This window comes from Hymenobacter metallilatus, assembly GCF_003944705.1.
In the GTDB taxonomy this organism is placed as follows: domain Bacteria; phylum Bacteroidota; class Bacteroidia; order Cytophagales; family Hymenobacteraceae; genus Hymenobacter; species Hymenobacter metallilatus.
The window spans coordinates 13,593-30,362 of sequence record NZ_RWIS01000004.1 but is presented as its reverse complement, the minus strand read 5'-3'; the positions used below and the strand labels follow the sequence as shown (position 1 = coordinate 30,362).

Sequence of the window (16,770 nt, the reverse complement as noted above, 5' to 3'; positions counted from 1 at the left end):
AGCCAACAGCACTGCCAGCCTACCTGATGGACGAAGCAAGCTTCGGGCCACGCCTGCTTGTGATGAAAGTAAAAAATGAACGATTGGCTCTTGTTCAGGGCAAGCACAACGGTAGCTGCCACAGGCTGCCACAATACAAACTACGCTGCTAGCTGCCAGTTATACCAGCGTACTCGGTGGGCGGGCCCAACAGGGCGTCGAAGGTAACGGTAGCAACGGCGTGATAGTTAGGCCGGGCTTGGGCGTAGAGCGCCCGGGCTTGCTCCAGGCCGCCGGGCGTGGCCAGCAGTGCCCGGTAAAGTGGAGTCAGGAATTTACGCCGGCCCACCCGCGTCAGAAACTGGTGCAGGGTAGCGTGGGCGGGAGCATAACCGGCGGCAATGGTGTGGGGAAACCAGGCCGCCAGAATTTCGGCGTTGCCTGAATGGGTAAACCCAAAAGCGGCGTCCAGTTCCGCCAGCCGCGCCTCCGGCAGGCTGGCGGGTAACCCCTGCAGAAAGTGCACCCACTCGTGGCTGCTCCAGCTGGCAGTGGCTAGCTCGGTGGCCGGCGTGCCCTCCTGCCAGCGTTGCGCGGCCCCATCAACCGCCGCAAACCGCTCCGACGAAACCGGTGGTGCCCCGGCCGGAATGCCGGGACCATAAATCCAAGCCTGTAGCTGCAGCTTCTCCTCCAGGCCGGGGTAGTGGTCGAGCAATTCCCGGCGCAGGTACTGCACAAACGCGGCCGTATCCATGCTCTGGAAACTATGCCGCGCGAAATACTCCTGTATAAAGGTATCGAGGGCAGGGCGGCCCACCAGGTGCTCCAGGTTCAGGAGCAGGTAGTTACCTTTCTCATAGGCAATGTCGGTCAGCCCTTCGTCCGGGTCGCGGCCGGCCAGGTGTAAGTACAGGTGGGTATCGGGGCTGCCGGAACCCAGCTCCTGCAGGGTGTGCTGCAAGGAGGTATGGCCCAATACCTGCAGCATATCGGCATAGGGGCGGCCGTACAGGCGCTCCATAATGCGCCGCTCGAAGTACACGGTAAAGCCCTCATTCAGCCAGAAATCGTTCCAGGTGGCATTGGTGACCAGGTTACCGCTCCAGGAATGGGCCAGCTCGTGGGCCACCAGGCTGGTCAGGCTCTTGTCGCCGGCCAGAATGGTGGGGGTTACAAAAGTCAACCGCGGATTTTCCATCCCTCCAAAGGGGAAGGAGGGCGGCAGCACCAGCAAATCGTACCGCTCCCAGCGGTAGGGGCCGTACAGGTCTTCGGCGGTGGCCACCATATTTTCCAGGTCTTCGAACTCCGCGGCTGCCTCTGGCAGGGTAACCGGCTCGGCGTACACCCCGGTGCGGGAACTCAGGGCCCGGAACTGCACGTCGCCTACGGCCAGGGCCATCAGGTAGGCTGGAATGGGTTGGCGCATCCGGAAGTGGTACTGGCCGGAGGGGTTACGCGCCTGTGGGTTCTCGGCGCTCATCAAGGCTAGCAGGTGGGCGGGTACTTGCACATGGGCCTCATAGGTGAAGCGCACCCCCGGCGAATCTTGGCAGGGCAGCCAAGTGCGGGCCAGAATAGCCTGCGACTGGGTGAACAGAAAGGGGTGCCGGCGGCCGCCGGTTTGCTCTGGGGTGAGCCACTGCAGGGCGGCCGCCCCGGGCACCGTCTGGTAGTGGATGCTAACGGCCGCAGCGGCGGCGGGGAGGGAAATGTGCAGCGCCCGACCCAGAACCGGATGCTCAGGCCCAAGCCTGAATGCGACGCCTTCGGGGGCGCCATTTACTGTTATGCGCTCAATGTGCAGGTCGCGGGTATCCAGCACCAGCTCGGTGGCGGCCGGGGCAGCGCGGGCGAGCTGCCAGGTGGCTGTACCCTGCAGCACGCGGGCCCCCATGTCCACGGTCAGCTCTAACGTCAGATGATGCACGCTCACCTCCTGAGGGCGGGCGAAACTGTGCGGGTCGGGGGGGAAGGAGGGGTGGACCATACGAAGCGGAAGGAAAAAGAAACAGTACTGCCCCAGAAAAGTCCGGCAGCTGAGGCCTGCCCGGAGCCTTGCTGGCAGTACGGAAAAGTAGTGTCGGCAAACGACAGGTCCACAAAGGTGAAGGCAAAACCGCTAACTTGCATCCTTCGGCCGGAAGAGGCAGCGCGACAACTCCGCGCTACCGAATTCAGTACAACGCCCTGACTGCAGTGCCCCTGCCGGAGCAGCAGTTGCCGTACCGAATTTTACATTCCTGCCCTTACTCTCTCATGCACGCACTTCACCGTCCTACTTTTTTTACCACCTTTTGCTGCTGGCTGCTAGGCCTGCTGCTGTGCACCTCGGCGGTGTCCTGCAGTCAGGACCAGAAAGCCCAGCTAAAAAACGCCCTGCCCGACGGCCTTATCAAAGCCGGCGGCGCCCAGCCCAAGCTCGACAGTGTGTACATAGTGAAGTACATGGCCGCCGAGCCCAAGTTCAAGGATCAGACGGAGTGGGCTAAGAAGTTCTACCGGGAGAGGGACTTCCGCCTCGGCTGGTTCCGCAACCACGAGCTGGTACCCCAGGCCCGCACCCTGCTCGGGGTTATCAATAAGGCTGCCGACGAAGGCCTGGACCCTAAAGAATACAAAACCAAGGACTTCGATAAGCTATTCAGCGACCTGGAAGCTGCCCAGGGCGACTCAACCCGCCGTAATGCGCTGGAAAAGGAGATTGACGTAGCGTTGTCGGGTACATATTTCAACTACGCCTCCGATTTTTACCGGGGCACTGTTGACCCACGTTCGGTAAAGGCCATCGACTGGAATATCAAACGCAACAAAATCAAGCTGCATAAGGCGCTCATGACCATCCTGAAGGAGCGGGAAAGCACTTATGGCTATTATGATTTCGAGCCCCTGCACCCGGAGTATGACCGCCTGCGTAAGGCGCTGGCCGACTATCGTGCTATCCAGCGCAACGGGGGTTGGGCGACGCTGCCGGTCTCTACCCGCTTGAAACCGGGAGTAGCCTCGCCGGCGGTGGCAGCTCTGCGGGCTCGGCTGCTGGGTAATGGCGCTGCCGCACCCGCGGCGGGTACCCCGGCCGTCACCGTGTCCAACAAACCCGGGCAGCCGGCTACTGCAACTTCTGCTGCTCCCGAAAAATACGAGGGAGAACTGGTGGAGGCCGTCAAGGAATTTCAGACGATGAACGGGCTGAAACCCGACGGTATTGTGGCTGGTGAAACGCTACGGCTGCTTAATATTCCGGTAAGCCAGCGCATCGACCAGATTATGCTGAACATGGAACGCTGGCGCTGGATTCCGAAAAAGTTTGAACCCAGCTACCTGCTGGTGAACATTCCGGAGTACACGTTGCATGTGGTAGAAGATAACAAGGAGGCTTTCACCATGCCCGTTATCGTGGGCAAAACGCTGAATGCAACGCCGGTTTTCAGCGACAAAATGGAGTTCGTGGTACTGGCTCCCTACTGGAATGTACCCTACAGCATCATCGACAAGGAACTCCGTCCGAAGCTTGCCGCTGACCCCCAGGGAACCCTTGACCGGCTGGATATGGAAGTGGTGAAAGGGTGGGGGGCTAAAGCTACTCCCGTGGACCCGAGCTCTATTGACTGGGCTAACCTGACGGAGAAGACCTGGAAATACACGCTACGCCGTCGGCCCGGCCCCAAAAATGACCTCGGCGACGTGAAGTTTATCTTCCCGAATTCAAATGATATCTACCTGCACGATACCCCGCACGATGAGCTTTTTAGCCAAACCAAGCGGGGCTTCAGTCACGGCTGCGTACGAGTAGCGGAACCCATTAGGCTGGCCGAATACCTACTCCGCGACAAACCCAACTGGGACCGGACGGCCATCCTGGATACCATTGCCGGCCGCCGCGAGAAATACGTGACTTTGCCCGAGAAACTGCCCGTGTATCTGGTCTACTTTACTACCTGGGTAGATGAGGCTGGCAAAGTTCACTTCCGCGACGACATCTACGGCCACGATAAAGCGTTGGCCAAAGAGTATTTTAACTAGCACTCCCAACTCTTTCTAAGCGTCGGATAACTGCTCTGCTGCCCCCGTGCGGTAAGCAGCGTTACAGAAGCCTTGGCGGTTGCAGCACATAATATGCTGCAACCGCCAAGGCTTCTGGCTTTCCACAGGAAGTAGGAGGAGCGGCGCAGCCCGTTGCCCCCGTAACCCCTGGTCGAATATGCCAGCCAGCTAGCTGGCGATGCTACCCCATTCAAGCGGTCCTGCCTGCCAAAGGGTACCCCGCATACTCAGAGTGGTGGAGGCATACGGCCGGCTACTATTGGATGAAAAGGGCGAAGAGGAGCGCACAGGCCAATAATTCACAATTGTATTACATATGTAAACTAATAGGAAGCATAACCTTGCTTTATAACAAATCTGCAGTTCAGAGTTAAATCTATAACTTTTGTAAACCTACTGTATTGTAGTATTAGCTTGCGGAAAGATGCTGTACATTTGTGAACACTGCAGTTTGCTATGCTCGAACGAATCCGCCAGTTGTTAACTGCCCGCCAGCTAAGCCCCAGTCAATTTGCGGATGCGGTTGGCGTAGCCCGTCCTATTATCAGCCACATTTTAAGTGGCCGGAATAAGCCCAGCCTGGAAGTAGTGCAGAAAATACTGGCGGCCTTCCCCGACCTGTCGGTGAACTGGCTGCTGTTGGGCGCCGGAGACATGCAGGCCTCATCAGAGGAACCCGAGCCAGCTGCCACGAAAAGCAAACTGGCTGCCGCCCCCCCGAAGCCGCCGAAACAGCCCGCTGCGCCCGTATCGGCAGCACCCTCGTCCTCCGAGCGAACCGCCGCTACGGAAATAGCTCAGGCCCCCCCAAAAGAGGCCGCTGTTGTCTCCGCTGAGCACGCGGCGGTGGCCGTGGCCCCAGCATATTCACCTGCTTCAGCAATGGCTCCCTTAGAAGCTGCTCCGGCCATTACCTCTACTGCAGCAGCTTCCCATGCGGAGGGTAGCCAGGGAATCCCACTGGCCGCCCTGGCTGAACCCGGCAAACGCATCCGCCGCATCGTTATCTTCTACCAGGACGGTACGTTTTCGGATTATCAACCGGAGCCCGGCAGCTAAGTGCTACCACTATAGAGCCTGTTCTGTAGAATAGAATCAGGTGAGCTTAGGTTGCGCCTAGCCAGTTAGCTGAAGTCTGGTGCCTGCGTTAGGATAGAGTGTCAATTCGCAGGCAAATGCAATTTGGCAGAACGATAATCAGGTCCTGTTTTTATCTTCGGTCGAGGTGCTTGGAAGGATAGTGGTGCGAGCAAGACTCGAAGTTGTATTTGTCAGCATAGTTCTATAGCGTAATGTGCTAAGCTGGTTGTGATGACAGGATGATGTGGTAATTTAACAAGCTGTTTTTCAAATAGTTATGTTCATTAATATTCAGCTTGGCTTTATGTTTTTTATTTTGGTATGCTGACTTTTGTATATTGTTATAGTGAAAATTTAAAAGTAATGATAAGCAGGCGGGTAAAAGGTGCGAATAGCTGAACTGCTTGCTAATTTGGTTGACTCAGTAGGTTGTGACTATAATCATATGCAACCAAGCAAAGATTATTCATACAAATGGTGGCCGTAGGGCAGTGCTGCGCTTTGGCATGGGTATCCTGATGGGCAGCCTTTACAGGTTGACTGTTTTGATATAGATAATAGTGTTTACAGGTGTTGCTGGTTACTGGCAAGAAAGTAGGGAAACGTAACCCCGGTACACTCAATGCAGAGTTGTTAATAGAAGTAGTAAGCCTATAAGCATTGATAGGATGTGTAACAATTGTAACAAGAAGTGGCTGCCTAGTCCTGTTGGTGAAGGTGCCGACAGATACTTGCCCAATGTAGAGGTGGTGTGTACCTTTGGCGTATGAAAAATATCTGCCTGCTTTTCCTTGCTGCCCTGGGTACCTCCTTGTTCCTGTCGTCCTGCTCCCAGGCTCCCGATGCTGAGAAGGACCCCAACGCTGATGCTGCCTACAAGCGTAGCCACCGCACCGAAGGTTACCGGGAAGCGCAGCGCAGCAACGTAAACTACTAAGCCCTCCCGGCCCGGTTTTGAGCCCCGCCATACAAAAGCCCCGCCGGTTTGTACCGACGGGGCTTTCGTGCGTACTACCAGACTACTATAAGCCGCTGCCCTAGTAAACAATAACGGGTTCAGCGGGCGAGGGCAGCAAGGAGGGAAGCTGAATGGATGCCAGCATCTCCGACTCCAAAAGCTCGGCCCAGGTGCGCAGGTACAGCACTACATCATCGCGCTGGTTATGGCGCAAGGCGTTGCGCCGCTCAAACGGAATAGCCGCCAGAACAACCGGGTCGGATAGCCGCTCGAGGCGGGCCAGGTCCTGGCGAGTGAAACCCAGGGCCAGCATCTCATCAATGATGGCATCGACGGGCAGGCCGCTGGTGGGGCAGTAGTCAGTAAGCTGCTGGTCCCAGTCGCCGTAACGCTGCATAGCCCGGGCGTGGATTTCTCCTTTCGACAAAGCGGTAATGGTCTGGGCCAGGTGGCCGCAGTTACAACTGCCCATGTGCCCCCATTGGTAAGGAGCTTCGGCGGCCAGGCGTAAGGCGGTGTTGCGTAGCGCCTGGATAACGGGAAGAGTGGGTTGTGCCATATCGAATACACGAAACTGGGTGACGTAATTGGCTCTTGCCTTCATAAGCATTCAGGGTATGATTTTGTTTGCTTAACCCGCTGACCATAGCCTCCATAGCCAAACAGGCCCAGCGCCGCTTCGTAGCTACGAAGCGGCGCTGGGCCTGTTTGTTTGGTACATATGCCCGAAAAGAAAGCTTACCGGTTGCCCCGGGAGCGGCGCCGGCTGCTGTTGCGGCTGCCGCCGCCAGCTTCCGGGTGCGAACCGCTGGGCCGGCCCGCTGCCGCGTGGCCCCCGCGCTGACCTTCCCGGCCGCCGCTGGCCGCGGCGCGTTCCGCTGGGCCAGTAGACTCCCGCCGGCTGCCTTCGGGCCGGCCCCCACCGCCCTGCGGGCCCCGACCCGGGCGCGGGGGGCGACCGGCCGGACCTTTGGGCCGCTTGATGGCTGGCCCGCCCGACAAGGGTACGGGGGCCACGGCGGCGGAAAGGTAGGGGTGGTTTTGCACCACGGGCACCTGCCGGCGAATCAGCTTCTGAATATCCTGCAGATAGGCCCGCTCCTCATCGTCGCAGAAGGACAGGGCAGTGCCATCAGCGCCGGCGCGGCCGGTGCGGCCGATGCGGTGCACGTAGGTTTCGGGCTCGTTGGGAATTTCGTAGTTCACCACGTGGGTCAGCTCATCTACATCAATGCCCCGGGCGGCAATATCGGTGGCCACCAGCACGCGGGTAGTGCCGCTCTTGAAGTTGCTAAGGGCGCGCTGCCGGTGATTCTGGCTCTTGTTGCCGTGGATGGCTTCGGCCGGAATGTTGGCTTTAGCCAGCGTCCGGACCACTTTATCGGCCCCGTGCTTGGTGCGGGTGAACACCAGCACCCGCCGGATGCTTTTGTCGCCGAGCACGTGCTCCAGCAGGGCCGGCTTGTCGTTTTTCTCCACCATGTACACGGCCTGCGTCACGGTGTCGGCGGTGCTCGATACGGGCGTCACCGCTACTTTTACCGGGTTAGGACGCAGAATGCTGTTGGCCAGCTCCTGAATCTGGCCGGGCATGGTGGCCGAGAAGAACAGCGTCTGGCGCTGTTTGGGCAGCTTGGGCAGAATCCGCTTGATGTCGTGGATAAAGCCCATGTCCAGCATCCGGTCGGCCTCATCCAGCACGAACACCTCAATGGTGCGCAGGTCAATGAAGCCCTGGTTCATGAGGTCGAGCAGGCGGCCGGGGGTGGCAATGAGCACCTCCACGCCCCGCTTGAGGGCCTGCACCTGCGGGTGCTGCCCCACCCCCCCGAAAATAACGGTGGAGCGCAGTTTGGGCAGGTGGCGGCCGTAGGCCTGGAAACTTTCGCCAATCTGGATGGCCAGCTCGCGGGTGGGCGTGAGCACCAGGCAGCGGATGCGGCCGGGGGCGTGGCGCTCTACCTGGGCCGTCTGGTGCAGAATCTGCAGGATGGGCACGGTAAAGGCGGCAGTTTTGCCGGTGCCCGTCTGGGCGATACCCAGCAAATCGTGGCCTTCCAGCACCTGCGGAATGGCTTGTTGCTGGATGGGGGTAGGGGTTACGTAGCCTTCCTCGCGCAATGCACCCAGGATAGGCTCAATCAGGTTGAGTTCGTCGAACGACATGTAGAAAAAAAGCGGCTGCCCAAGGCAGCGGAAATGTCACGGCTATAGAATGAGCCCGCAAAGGTCGGGTTTTTTAGGTTAAGGCTCCTGCCTGCCGCCGCAAAACCATTTGGAGCGCCGCACCGGTCGGGAGCCGGCGGCCGGTGGTTACGGCAAAATCCGCCTACCTTGGCCATTATTCCCCTTTATCCCATTGCATTTGCCATGCACATCATTGAGCGGAAAGTAGCATACGATGGTCATTACAAACTCAGCCAGCTGCAGGTGCAGGACGGGGCCGAGGTGCTGAAGCGGGAGCGGTTTGAGCCCGGCACGGCGGTGGCTGCCCTGGTAAAGCACACCGGCACCGGCCAGTACATCCTCACCCGGCAGTACCGCATTGGGCCCGAGGATGAGCTGGTGGAGCTGGCCGCCGGCATGGTGGACGGCGACGAAGAGCCCCAAACCGCCATCCGCCGCGAGATTCACGAGGAGCTGGGCTACGAGGTAGAGCACCTGGAGCAGATTGCCCGCATTTTGCCCTCACCCGGCACCAGCGCCGAAGTTATTACCATTTTCTACGCCGAAGTCAGCCGGCAAACCGGCGCAGGCGGCGGGCTGGCCGAGGAAAGCGAAAAGATTGAGCCCGTATACTTTTCCGCGGATGAGCTGGCCCGGGCCCACTTCGAGGATGCCAAAACCATCATTGCCGTGCAGTGGGCCCGGCTGCGCGAAACCAGCCGCTAGAACGGGTACCTATAAGCGGTGCTCTGGCCCATCAGAACGTGTACCCCGGAGCTATGCTCCGGCTCGCGTGAGAAAGTACTTACCCTCTAACGCGGGCCGGAGCATAGCTCCGGGGTACAAGGGCAACAACAGCCAGGGGTCCGCTGCCCGCGCTACTGCGCCTTGATGATGTACTCGAAGTTCTGCTTGGTCTTGGCGTCGTTGATGGTCAGCAGGATATCCTGGGCGGTTTCCACTTTCGTAAATGGAATGGTACGCTTGCTCATGTACAGGTCCCGGTTCCAGAAGCGGCCGTTGCCGGCCGTCAGGCCCGGCACATTCAGCACTTCTTTGCCGTCCTTGTCCTTGGCCACCAGGCTCAGGTAAGCGGGGTCGGCGTTGGCCGCGCCGCGGCGGTACATGGTAACGGTAAGCTGGCCCCCGGCCGGCAGCTGCTGGAAGCGGCGCTGGTAGGTAGTATCGGCCCAGTTATTCATGCGCTTGAGCTCATTGATTTCTGTGAGCAGCTCACTGTAAGGGCGGTACGCCACGCGGGTTACGCAGGCATCCACTTCCGCATCCTCGTCGGTGTTTTTGGTAACGTTGAGCACATAAGGGCTTTCCTCGTCCTTCTTGGGGAAGGTGTACTTTTTGCGGGGTTTGCCGGGCATGTACTGGGCCGAGGCCGCCAGCGCACCTAAAAACAGCAAAGCGAGGAGAATAAATTTCTTCATAGAGGAAGCAGGCAAGCAAATGGGGTGAATGCCGGGTTGCGGCCCCGCAAAGATAGGGAATGCCCCGGCCGCCGCCGCAGGTTTCGGCCAACGGACTGCGGGTTTCGACGGGCCCCGGCGGGCGGGCGCCCAACGGTAGGCCGAGGGGGCAAAGGTGATGAAACCATAACCCCCCGGTAACGCCCGCATCATGTCCCGGTCCGACCTTTGGAGTGGATCAACTGGCTGAAACTCATGCGGACTCCTGTTGCTTTACCGCTGCTGCGCCGCCTACTGCGGGCCATAGCGTACCTGCTGCTGCAGCTGGCTCTGGTGCTGGCCTACGTGTTGCGCTCCGTGGGGGCGCTGCGGCTCCCATTTCACTTCAACCACGCCGCCGACGATGCCCGGACTACTCCTGCTGGGCGCCGGGTGCGGCCCCGAACTGCACTGAGCGCCCGCCCGGCCTTGTAGCCGCTGGTTTCTGACGCGCCATGATGCTGGTCTTTTCCATCCGTATATGAAGCCCAAGCCCGCCCGGCGCCGCCTCGAGGTGTGCGTGATTTCCGACGTACACCTGGGTACCTACGGCTGCCACGCCCCCGAGCTGCTGCGCTACCTGAAAAGTGTCAAGCCCAAAACCCTGGTGCTGAATGGGGATATTGTCGATATCTGGCAGTTCAGCAAAAGCTACTGGCCCGCCGCCCACATGCGGGTGGTGCGCTACCTGGCCGGGCTGGCCGCCAAAGGCACCCGCATCCAGTACCTGACGGGTAACCACGACGAGCTGTTGCGCAAGTTTGCCGGTACCCAGCTTGGGGCCTTGCGCATCGACAATAAGCTGGTACTCGACCTGCCCCACGGCCGCACCTGGCTGTTTCACGGCGACGTGTTTGATGTAACCATGCGCCACTCGCGGTGGCTGGCCCGCCTGGGCGGCCACGGCTATGACCTGCTGATTCTGCTGAACCGCCTCGTAAACTGGGGACTGGTCCGCCTGGGCCGGCCCCGGGTGGCGCTGTCGAAAACGGTGAAGGACCGGGTGAAGCGGGCGGTAAGTCTGGTGAGCGACTTTGAGCAGACCGCCGCCACCATTGCGGCCGACAAAGGGTACCGGTACGTCGCCTGCGGCCACATTCACTGCCCAGAAATCAAGGAGCTGGGCACGGCCCAGGGGCCGGTAACCTACTTGAACTCCGGCGACTGGGTGGAAAACCTGACGGCTCTGGAGTACACGGCCGCCGCGGGCTGGCAGCTCTACCGCTACCACGACGACCCTGCCATGCAGCAGCCCCTTTTGCCCGAGCCTGCCGAGCCCGATGAGGAAGACGCTGCTGCCGATGCCCCCGCCGCCACGCTGCTGGCGGGGCTGCTCCGGGAAATCGGCATGAGTCCGGCCTGAGTACCCCACCATTTTCTGCCTACCTACTGCCCTACACCTCACCACCACGAATGCGCTTATTATATGCCATCCAGGGCACCGGCAACGGGCACCTGAGCCGGGCCCTGGATATTGTGCCGCTGCTGCAGCAACGGGCCGAGCAGGTTGATGTACTGGTAAGCGGCCCTCCGGCCGATATTGAGCTGCCTTTTCCCGTACGTTACCGCTGCCACGGCCTGGGCTTCATCTTTGGGAAGAAGGGGGGTATCAACTTCGTAAAAACGTTCTGGCAGCTCAACTCCCGGGCCTTTCTGCGGGAGCTGAACGAACTGCCGGTGCATACCTATGATGTGGTTATCAGTGACTTTGAGCCGGTGTCGGCCTGGGCCTGCCGCCGGCGGGGCCTGCCTTGCGTAGCGCTCAGCCACCAGGCCGCCGTGCTGAGCGACTACGCCCCGCTACCTCCCGCACCCGACCCGGTAGGCCGGGCAGTGCTGCGCCACTACGCCCCGGCTACGCGCCACTACGGCTTTCATTTTCAGCGCTACGAGCCCCACATCAGCACGCCGGTGATCCGGCAGCAGGTGCGCGAGCTAACGCCTACCAACGACGGCCACTACACGGTATACCTGCCGGCTTTTGATGAGGAAACGCTGGTGAGTAGACTGCGCTACCTTAGCCGCACGGTGCAGTGGCACATCTTCAGCAAGCACAGCCGGCTGGAGGCGCAGCACGGCAATGTGCGGGTACTACCCATAAGCGGAGCCGCATTCACGGATAGCCTGGCCCGGAGCGCCGGGGTGCTGTGCGGAGCGGGTTTCGAAACGCCCGCCGAGGCCCTGTATCTGGGCAAAAAACTGCTGGTAGTACCCATGAAGCAGCAGTACGAGCAAGCCTGCAACGCAGCCGCACTGGCCCACATGGGAGTTCCCGTTGTCAAAAATCTGAAAGATAAGTCGCTGGCCGTCCTGGACCACTGGCTGCAGTACGGCCGCTCCGTACCCGTTGAGTACCCCAACGAAACCGCCACCGTGCTGGATACCATGCTGCTGGACGCGGGCAGGAGCGAGGTGGGGCCGCTCCCCCTTGCCTTATCGTACTGAATGGCGCGGACCTCCGCCCCAAAAGCCTCTCCGCAAGAAGTGACGAGGGGCACTGCGGGCCTTCAGTAAGGGAGGCGGGCACTCTGCAAAGAAACACGGGCAGAAATCAGTCCGTACGGACGTAAATAATACCAGGACTTCCGTACAAAAACGGCAGAAACCACGGCCATAAACTGCCTGCCCCGGCTTAGTACTGTCAGAAATGAGCGGTGCCGATGCAAGCGGGTGCCGAATAAAGGATGAGAGTCGTTTTCCCGGTTACTGCATCCTCTTTCCCTGATTATCATGTTACCTCCTGCTTTCTATCCGGCTTCCGGCCCGCCCGTTTTTTCCCGCTCCGATTTTGGTTCCGACTTCCGCTGGGGCGTATCGGCGGCGGCGTACCAGACGGAGGGTGCCTGGAATCTGGAGGGAAAAGGCCCCAGCATCTGGGACGAGTTTGTCCGCCGCCGGGGCCGCATCAAGCGCGGAGAAACGGCTGAAGTTGCAACCGACTTCTATCACCGGTGGCGCGACGATTTAGACCTATTGAAACAAATGGGTATACTCGAATTTCGCTTTTCGGTGGCCTGGGCGCGTATTTTGCCCTTGGGAAAAGGCCGCAGTAACCAAAAGGGAATAGATTTTTACAACCGCTTGATTGACGGGTGCCTGGAGCGGGGAATCACGCCCTGGCTAACGGCTTATCACTGGGATTTGCCCCTGGCCCTGCAGCGGCTCGGGGGCTGGACCAACCGCAGCGTGGTGGGCTGGTTTACGGATTACGTGCAGCTGCTGGCGGCCCGTTTCGGCGACCGGGTCCCGTATTGGATGGTGCTCAACGAGCCCATGGTGTTTACGGGCGCCGGGCACCTGCTGGGCGTACACGCACCGGGGCGGCGCAGCCTGGGCGCGTTTCTGGCGGCTACCCATCACGCGGCGCTGGCGCAGGCCGAGGGGGGACGGGCGTTGCGGGCTGTTCTGCCGGCGGCCGCGCAGATTGGCACCACATTTTCCTGCTCTTACCTGACCCCCGCCCGGCCTGGCCTGGCCCGGGATGAGCGCGCCACCCGCCGCGCCGATGCCCTGCTCAACCGCCTGTTTGTGGAGCCGGCCCTGGGCTTGGGTTATCCTGTGGCCGATTTGCCCGTGCTGGGCTGGCTGGACCGTTACCACCAACCCGGCGACGATGCCCGCCTGCCATTCGATTTCGACTTTCTGGGCGTGCAGAATTACACCCGCGAGGTGGTGCAGCACGCCCCCTACGTGCCCCTGCTGTGGGCCCGGCTGGTGGGCGCGGCGGCCCGGGGCGTACCGTTTACCGACATGGGCTGGGAGGTGTATCCCGAAAGCCTCTACCACATGCTGCGGCAGTTTGCGGCCTACCCCAACGCACCCCGCCTGCTGGTTACCGAAAACGGGGCCGCCTTCCCCGACCAGCCCAACCTGATGGGCCGGGTGCCCGACCTGGCCCGGCAGGCTTATTTGCAGGCTTGTATCGGGCAGGTGCTGCGGGCCCGACAGGAGGGCGTGCCGGTGGAGGGCTATTTTGCCTGGTCGTTTACCGATAACTTTGAATGGGCCGAGGGCTACGCGCCCCGCTTTGGGCTGGTACACGTTGAGTACGAAACGCAGCGGCGCACCATCAAGGATTCGGGCCATTGGTACGGGCAGTTTCTGGCGGGGGAACCGGTAGTGCGCCCCGGCTACGCGGGCCTTCACGATTCGGTAACTGCTTCGTAAAGTTGGCCTAACAGTGCCCCGGTAGCTTTGGCGCATTCCTTCACCTATCCTTTCCCGGAATGCAACAACCTGTACCCAAATGGGCCAGCCTCTCGCTGCTGGGCCTGCTTCTTAACGGCCCGGCTCTGGCCCAGACGCTCCGCCAGGGGTTCGAGAGTGCGGCCACCGACACCTGGGGGTTTGTGGCTACGCCCGCTACCTATAATTTCCCCAGCCTCACCGATATCTGGGCACCGGTGGCCAATGTGGGCACTACCGGCAGCGCCGGAGTACAGGCCGTGCCGGCCGCCGGGGCGCTGCTCTGGGGTATGCAGGATTTGCAGAACCCCACCACCAACGACCTGCCCGTGTGGCACTACCTGGATTTCACGCCGGTAGCCCTGCAAAGCGGTTCAGCCGCGGCCAACCAAGTATCGTTTAAGTTCTTCAGCAACGGTTTCGACGCCTCCGACTCCCTGGCCTACGCCGTGGCGTTTGACAATGGCACGGCCTGGCCGGCTACCAAAAATTACGTGCAGCTCAGCAAGGATACCCGCACCTACCAGACTGTGACGGTAGCCGTGCCAGCCACGGCTACGCACGTGCGGCTGCGGCTGGCAGCCAAGCAAAACGGCAACGACGATTGGGCCGCCTGGGATGAGGTGGAGCTGAGCCGCACAACAACTCCGCCCGTGGTAGTACCTACGCTGCGCCTGGCCGCGGCTACGGTAGTAGTCAACGAAAACGCGGGTACCGTGAGCATTCCCGTCAGCATTGCCAACCCCTCGGCCACTACCGCTGCCACCGTAGAAGTAGCCTTGGTAGCGGGGCTGGGTACGGCCACGGCGGGGGCTGATTTCACCTACGCCGCCTCCCAGACGCTGACTTTCCCTGCCGGGGCTGCGGCTGACCAGACGCTGACGATTCCGCTGCCGGACGATGCCCTGACCGAGGGCGCGGAGTATTTCGCGCTGCGCCTGCAGAATCCGGCCAACGCCACGCTGGAAGCGGGCAAGACCGACGTGCTGGTTTACCTCAAAGACAACGAAAGCGCCGCCCCCACCCAGGCCCGCAACCTCACGCTCAACCGCCTGACTTCCTATCAGAACGGCGCAGCCGGCACCAACTCGGCCGAAATTGTGGCCCATGACCCCAGCACCCAGCGCCTGTACGTCGCCAATTCCATTGGGGGCAAGCTGGATATTCTGAGCCTGGGCGCGGCCGGCAGCCTGACGGCCGTGGCTTCCGTGGATATCCGACCCTACGGCGGCATCAACTCGGTGGCCGTGCGGGGTGGGGTGGTGGCCTGCGCCATCGAAAACACCGACCCCCAGCTAAACGGCTCGGTGGTGTTATTCGATCAGAACGGCGCATTTCTCAAGCAGGTAACGGTGGGGGCCATGCCCGACATGATTACCTTCTCGCCCAACGGCCAGCTTATCCTTACAGCTAACGAGGGTGAGCCCAAGTCGGATTACTCCGCAGACCCCGAGGGCTCGGTGTCGGTGATTGACTTTAGCGGGGGCGTGGCCGGTCTCACCCAAGCCAGCGTCACGACGGTGAGCTTTACTGGTTTCAATGGCCAGGCGGCCGCGCTGCGCCAGCAGGGCATTCGTATTTTCGGGGGCACGGCGGCCGCGCCCAGCACCGTCGCCCAGGATCTGGAGCCGGAGTACGTGGCCGTATCCGCCGACTCGCGCCTGGCTTACATCACGCTCCAGGAAAACAACGCCATTGCTACCCTGGACCTGACTACCCGGCAGGTTACCGCGCTGCGGCCAGTAGGCTTCCAGGACCACTCCCTGGCCGGTTTTGCGCTGGATGCCTCCGACCAGACCCCCGATGTGCTGCTGGCCAACTGGCCTATCAAGGGTATGCGCCTGCCCGATGCCCTGGCCACGTTTGAGGTGGCCGGCCAGCGCTACCTGCTCACGGCCAACGAGGGCGACGCCCGCGAGTATTCGGCCCTGACCGAAGCCGTGCGCCTGGGCGACGCGGCGTACCCGCTGGATGCTACCCGCTTTCCCCAGGCTGCTTTGCTCAAGAACGCCCAGGCCCTGGGCCGTCTCAACGTCACCAACAAGCTCGGCGACACCGACGGGGACGGGGACTTCGACGAAATATATGCCTTCGGAGGCCGCTCGTTCAGCATCTTCAACGCCACCACCGGGGCCCTGGTGCACGACAGTGGCGACCTGCTGGAGCGCCTCACCAGCACCGACGCCACCTACGGAGCCATCTTCAACGCCAGCAACACCACCGGCAACCCCAGCCGCAAGAACCGCTCCGACGACAAAGGCCCCGAACCTGAAGGCGTAACGACGGGCCTGATCCGGGATACCACGTATGCCTTCGTGTCCCTGGAGCGCATTGGGGGCGTGGCCGTGTTCAACCTGAACGACCCCGCCCAGCCCAAGCTGGTGCAGTACGTGAATAACCGCAGCCTCAGTAGCGGCACCGGCGACCAGGGGCCCGAGGGTATCGTATTTATTTCGGGCTCAAACAGCCCCACGGGTCAGCCCCTGCTGCTGCTCGCCAACGAGGTCAGCAGCACGGTATCGGTGTACGGTATCCAGACGCGGGGGCCGGTAACGGCCACGGCCCGGGGCCGCCATGCCGCTCCATTGCAGCTCTACCCCAACCCCACACAGGGACGGGTGCAGCTAAGCCGCCCCGTGGCGGGCACGCTGCATGATGCTCTGGGACGCCCCGTGCGGACCTTTAGCAACACCCAGCAGCTGGAAACCGCCGGCCTCACGCCGGGCGTGTACGTGCTCCGCACCGACGATGGGGCCAGCTCCCGGCTGGTAGTGCGGTAGGTGGCAGGTATGCAGATGAGAAACGCCCCGGTTGGTCGCAGCCGGGGCGTTTTTGTTTGTTGGAATGATAGTAAACCGTCATCCTGATCCTAGCCCGTCATTCCGAGCCCGCGAGGAA

Annotated in this window: 13 protein-coding genes; 9 read left to right on the top strand and 4 right to left on the bottom strand. The window is 61.0% G+C overall.

All coding sequences use genetic code 11. The features are described from left to right. Nucleotides 1–148: 148 nt before the first annotated feature. On the bottom strand, nucleotides 149–1,972 hold the full coding sequence (locus EI290_RS07565; RefSeq protein WP_125428336.1) for a M1 family metallopeptidase: 1,824 nt from the start codon (nucleotides 1,970–1,972) through the stop codon (nucleotides 149–151). Nucleotides 1,973–2,241: 269 nt separating this feature from the next. On the opposite strand from EI290_RS07565, the gene EI290_RS07560 reads away from it, so the two are divergent. The 3 genes from EI290_RS07560 (at nucleotide 2,242) to EI290_RS22390 (ending at nucleotide 6,043) form a co-directional block, all read left to right on the top strand. Next, nucleotides 2,242–4,005, top strand: coding sequence for a L,D-transpeptidase family protein (locus EI290_RS07560; protein ID WP_125428334.1), 1,764 nt, complete (start codon nucleotides 2,242–2,244; stop codon nucleotides 4,003–4,005). 477 nt (nucleotides 4,006–4,482) lie between these two features. After that, nucleotides 4,483–5,085, top strand: coding sequence for a helix-turn-helix domain-containing protein (locus EI290_RS07555; RefSeq protein WP_125428332.1), 603 nt, complete (start codon nucleotides 4,483–4,485; stop codon nucleotides 5,083–5,085). Between the two features lie 787 nt (nucleotides 5,086–5,872). Beyond that, complete coding sequence (locus EI290_RS22390) at nucleotides 5,873–6,043, top strand: hypothetical protein (protein ID WP_185816893.1); 171 nt, start codon at nucleotides 5,873–5,875, stop codon at nucleotides 6,041–6,043. A gap of 100 nt (nucleotides 6,044–6,143) precedes the next feature. Here EI290_RS22390 and EI290_RS07550 read toward each other — a convergent pair whose 3' ends face one another. Beyond that, entirely contained in the window at nucleotides 6,144–6,623 is a 480-nt protein-coding gene (locus tag EI290_RS07550) for a hypothetical protein (protein WP_125428330.1), read from the bottom strand. Between the two features lie 179 nt (nucleotides 6,624–6,802). Next, entirely contained in the window at nucleotides 6,803–8,230 is a 1,428-nt protein-coding gene (locus EI290_RS07545) for a DEAD/DEAH box helicase (protein WP_125428328.1), read from the bottom strand. A 168-nt stretch (nucleotides 8,231–8,398) separates the two neighbouring features. On the opposite strand from EI290_RS07545, the gene EI290_RS07540 reads away from it, so the two are divergent. Further along, the gene (locus EI290_RS07540; RefSeq protein ID WP_246008884.1) at nucleotides 8,399–8,956 is read left to right on the top strand and encodes an NUDIX domain-containing protein; all 558 of its coding nucleotides are present in this window, start codon (nucleotides 8,399–8,401) and stop codon (nucleotides 8,954–8,956) included. A 152-nt stretch (nucleotides 8,957–9,108) separates the two neighbouring features. On the opposite strand, the gene EI290_RS07535 is transcribed toward EI290_RS07540, so the two are convergent. Then, entirely contained in the window at nucleotides 9,109–9,669 is a 561-nt protein-coding gene (locus tag EI290_RS07535; protein ID WP_125428326.1) for a hypothetical protein, read from the bottom strand. 234 nt (nucleotides 9,670–9,903) lie between these two features. Here EI290_RS07535 and EI290_RS07530 point away from each other — a divergent pair, with 234 nt between their 5' ends. The 5 genes from EI290_RS07530 (at nucleotide 9,904) to EI290_RS07510 (ending at nucleotide 16,652) form a co-directional block, all read left to right on the top strand. After that, complete coding sequence (locus EI290_RS07530) at nucleotides 9,904–10,122, top strand: hypothetical protein (RefSeq protein WP_125428324.1); 219 nt, start codon at nucleotides 9,904–9,906, stop codon at nucleotides 10,120–10,122. Nucleotides 10,123–10,168: 46 nt separating this feature from the next. Further along, nucleotides 10,169–11,050, top strand: coding sequence for a UDP-2,3-diacylglucosamine diphosphatase (locus EI290_RS07525; protein ID WP_125428322.1), 882 nt, complete (start codon nucleotides 10,169–10,171; stop codon nucleotides 11,048–11,050). A gap of 50 nt (nucleotides 11,051–11,100) precedes the next feature. Continuing rightward, nucleotides 11,101–12,132 (top strand): glycosyltransferase family protein, encoded by a 1,032-nt coding sequence (locus EI290_RS07520; RefSeq protein ID WP_125428320.1) that lies wholly within the window; start codon nucleotides 11,101–11,103, stop codon nucleotides 12,130–12,132. A gap of 285 nt (nucleotides 12,133–12,417) precedes the next feature. Further along, nucleotides 12,418–13,854, top strand: a complete 1,437-nt coding sequence (locus tag EI290_RS07515; protein ID WP_125428318.1) for a GH1 family beta-glucosidase — start codon at nucleotides 12,418–12,420, stop codon at nucleotides 13,852–13,854. Nucleotides 13,855–13,913: 59 nt separating this feature from the next. Beyond that, complete coding sequence (locus tag EI290_RS07510; protein ID WP_125428316.1) at nucleotides 13,914–16,652, top strand: choice-of-anchor I family protein; 2,739 nt, start codon at nucleotides 13,914–13,916, stop codon at nucleotides 16,650–16,652. Nucleotides 16,653–16,770 lie beyond the last annotated feature (118 nt).

Bases quoted from the DNA above. Each gene is read 5' to 3' on its own strand.
- EI290_RS07565 (WP_125428336.1), bottom strand. From the start codon at position 1,972: ATGGTCCACCCCTCCTTCCCCCCCGACCCGCACAGTTTCGCCCGCCCT.
- EI290_RS07560 (WP_125428334.1), top strand. From the start codon at position 2,242: ATGCACGCACTTCACCGTCCTACTTTTTTTACCACCTTTTGCTGCTGG.
- EI290_RS07555 (WP_125428332.1), top strand. From the start codon at position 4,483: ATGCTCGAACGAATCCGCCAGTTGTTAACTGCCCGCCAGCTAAGCCCC.
- EI290_RS22390 (WP_185816893.1), top strand. From the start codon at position 5,873: ATGAAAAATATCTGCCTGCTTTTCCTTGCTGCCCTGGGTACCTCCTTG.
- EI290_RS07550 (WP_125428330.1), bottom strand. From the start codon at position 6,623: ATGGCACAACCCACTCTTCCCGTTATCCAGGCGCTACGCAACACCGCC.
- EI290_RS07545 (WP_125428328.1), bottom strand. From the start codon at position 8,230: ATGTCGTTCGACGAACTCAACCTGATTGAGCCTATCCTGGGTGCATTG.
- EI290_RS07535 (WP_125428326.1), bottom strand. From the start codon at position 9,669: ATGAAGAAATTTATTCTCCTCGCTTTGCTGTTTTTAGGTGCGCTGGCG.
- EI290_RS07530 (WP_125428324.1), top strand. From the start codon at position 9,904: ATGCGGACTCCTGTTGCTTTACCGCTGCTGCGCCGCCTACTGCGGGCC.
- EI290_RS07525 (WP_125428322.1), top strand. From the start codon at position 10,169: ATGAAGCCCAAGCCCGCCCGGCGCCGCCTCGAGGTGTGCGTGATTTCC.
- EI290_RS07520 (WP_125428320.1), top strand. From the start codon at position 11,101: ATGCGCTTATTATATGCCATCCAGGGCACCGGCAACGGGCACCTGAGC.
- EI290_RS07515 (WP_125428318.1), top strand. From the start codon at position 12,418: ATGTTACCTCCTGCTTTCTATCCGGCTTCCGGCCCGCCCGTTTTTTCC.
- EI290_RS07510 (WP_125428316.1), top strand. From the start codon at position 13,914: ATGCAACAACCTGTACCCAAATGGGCCAGCCTCTCGCTGCTGGGCCTG.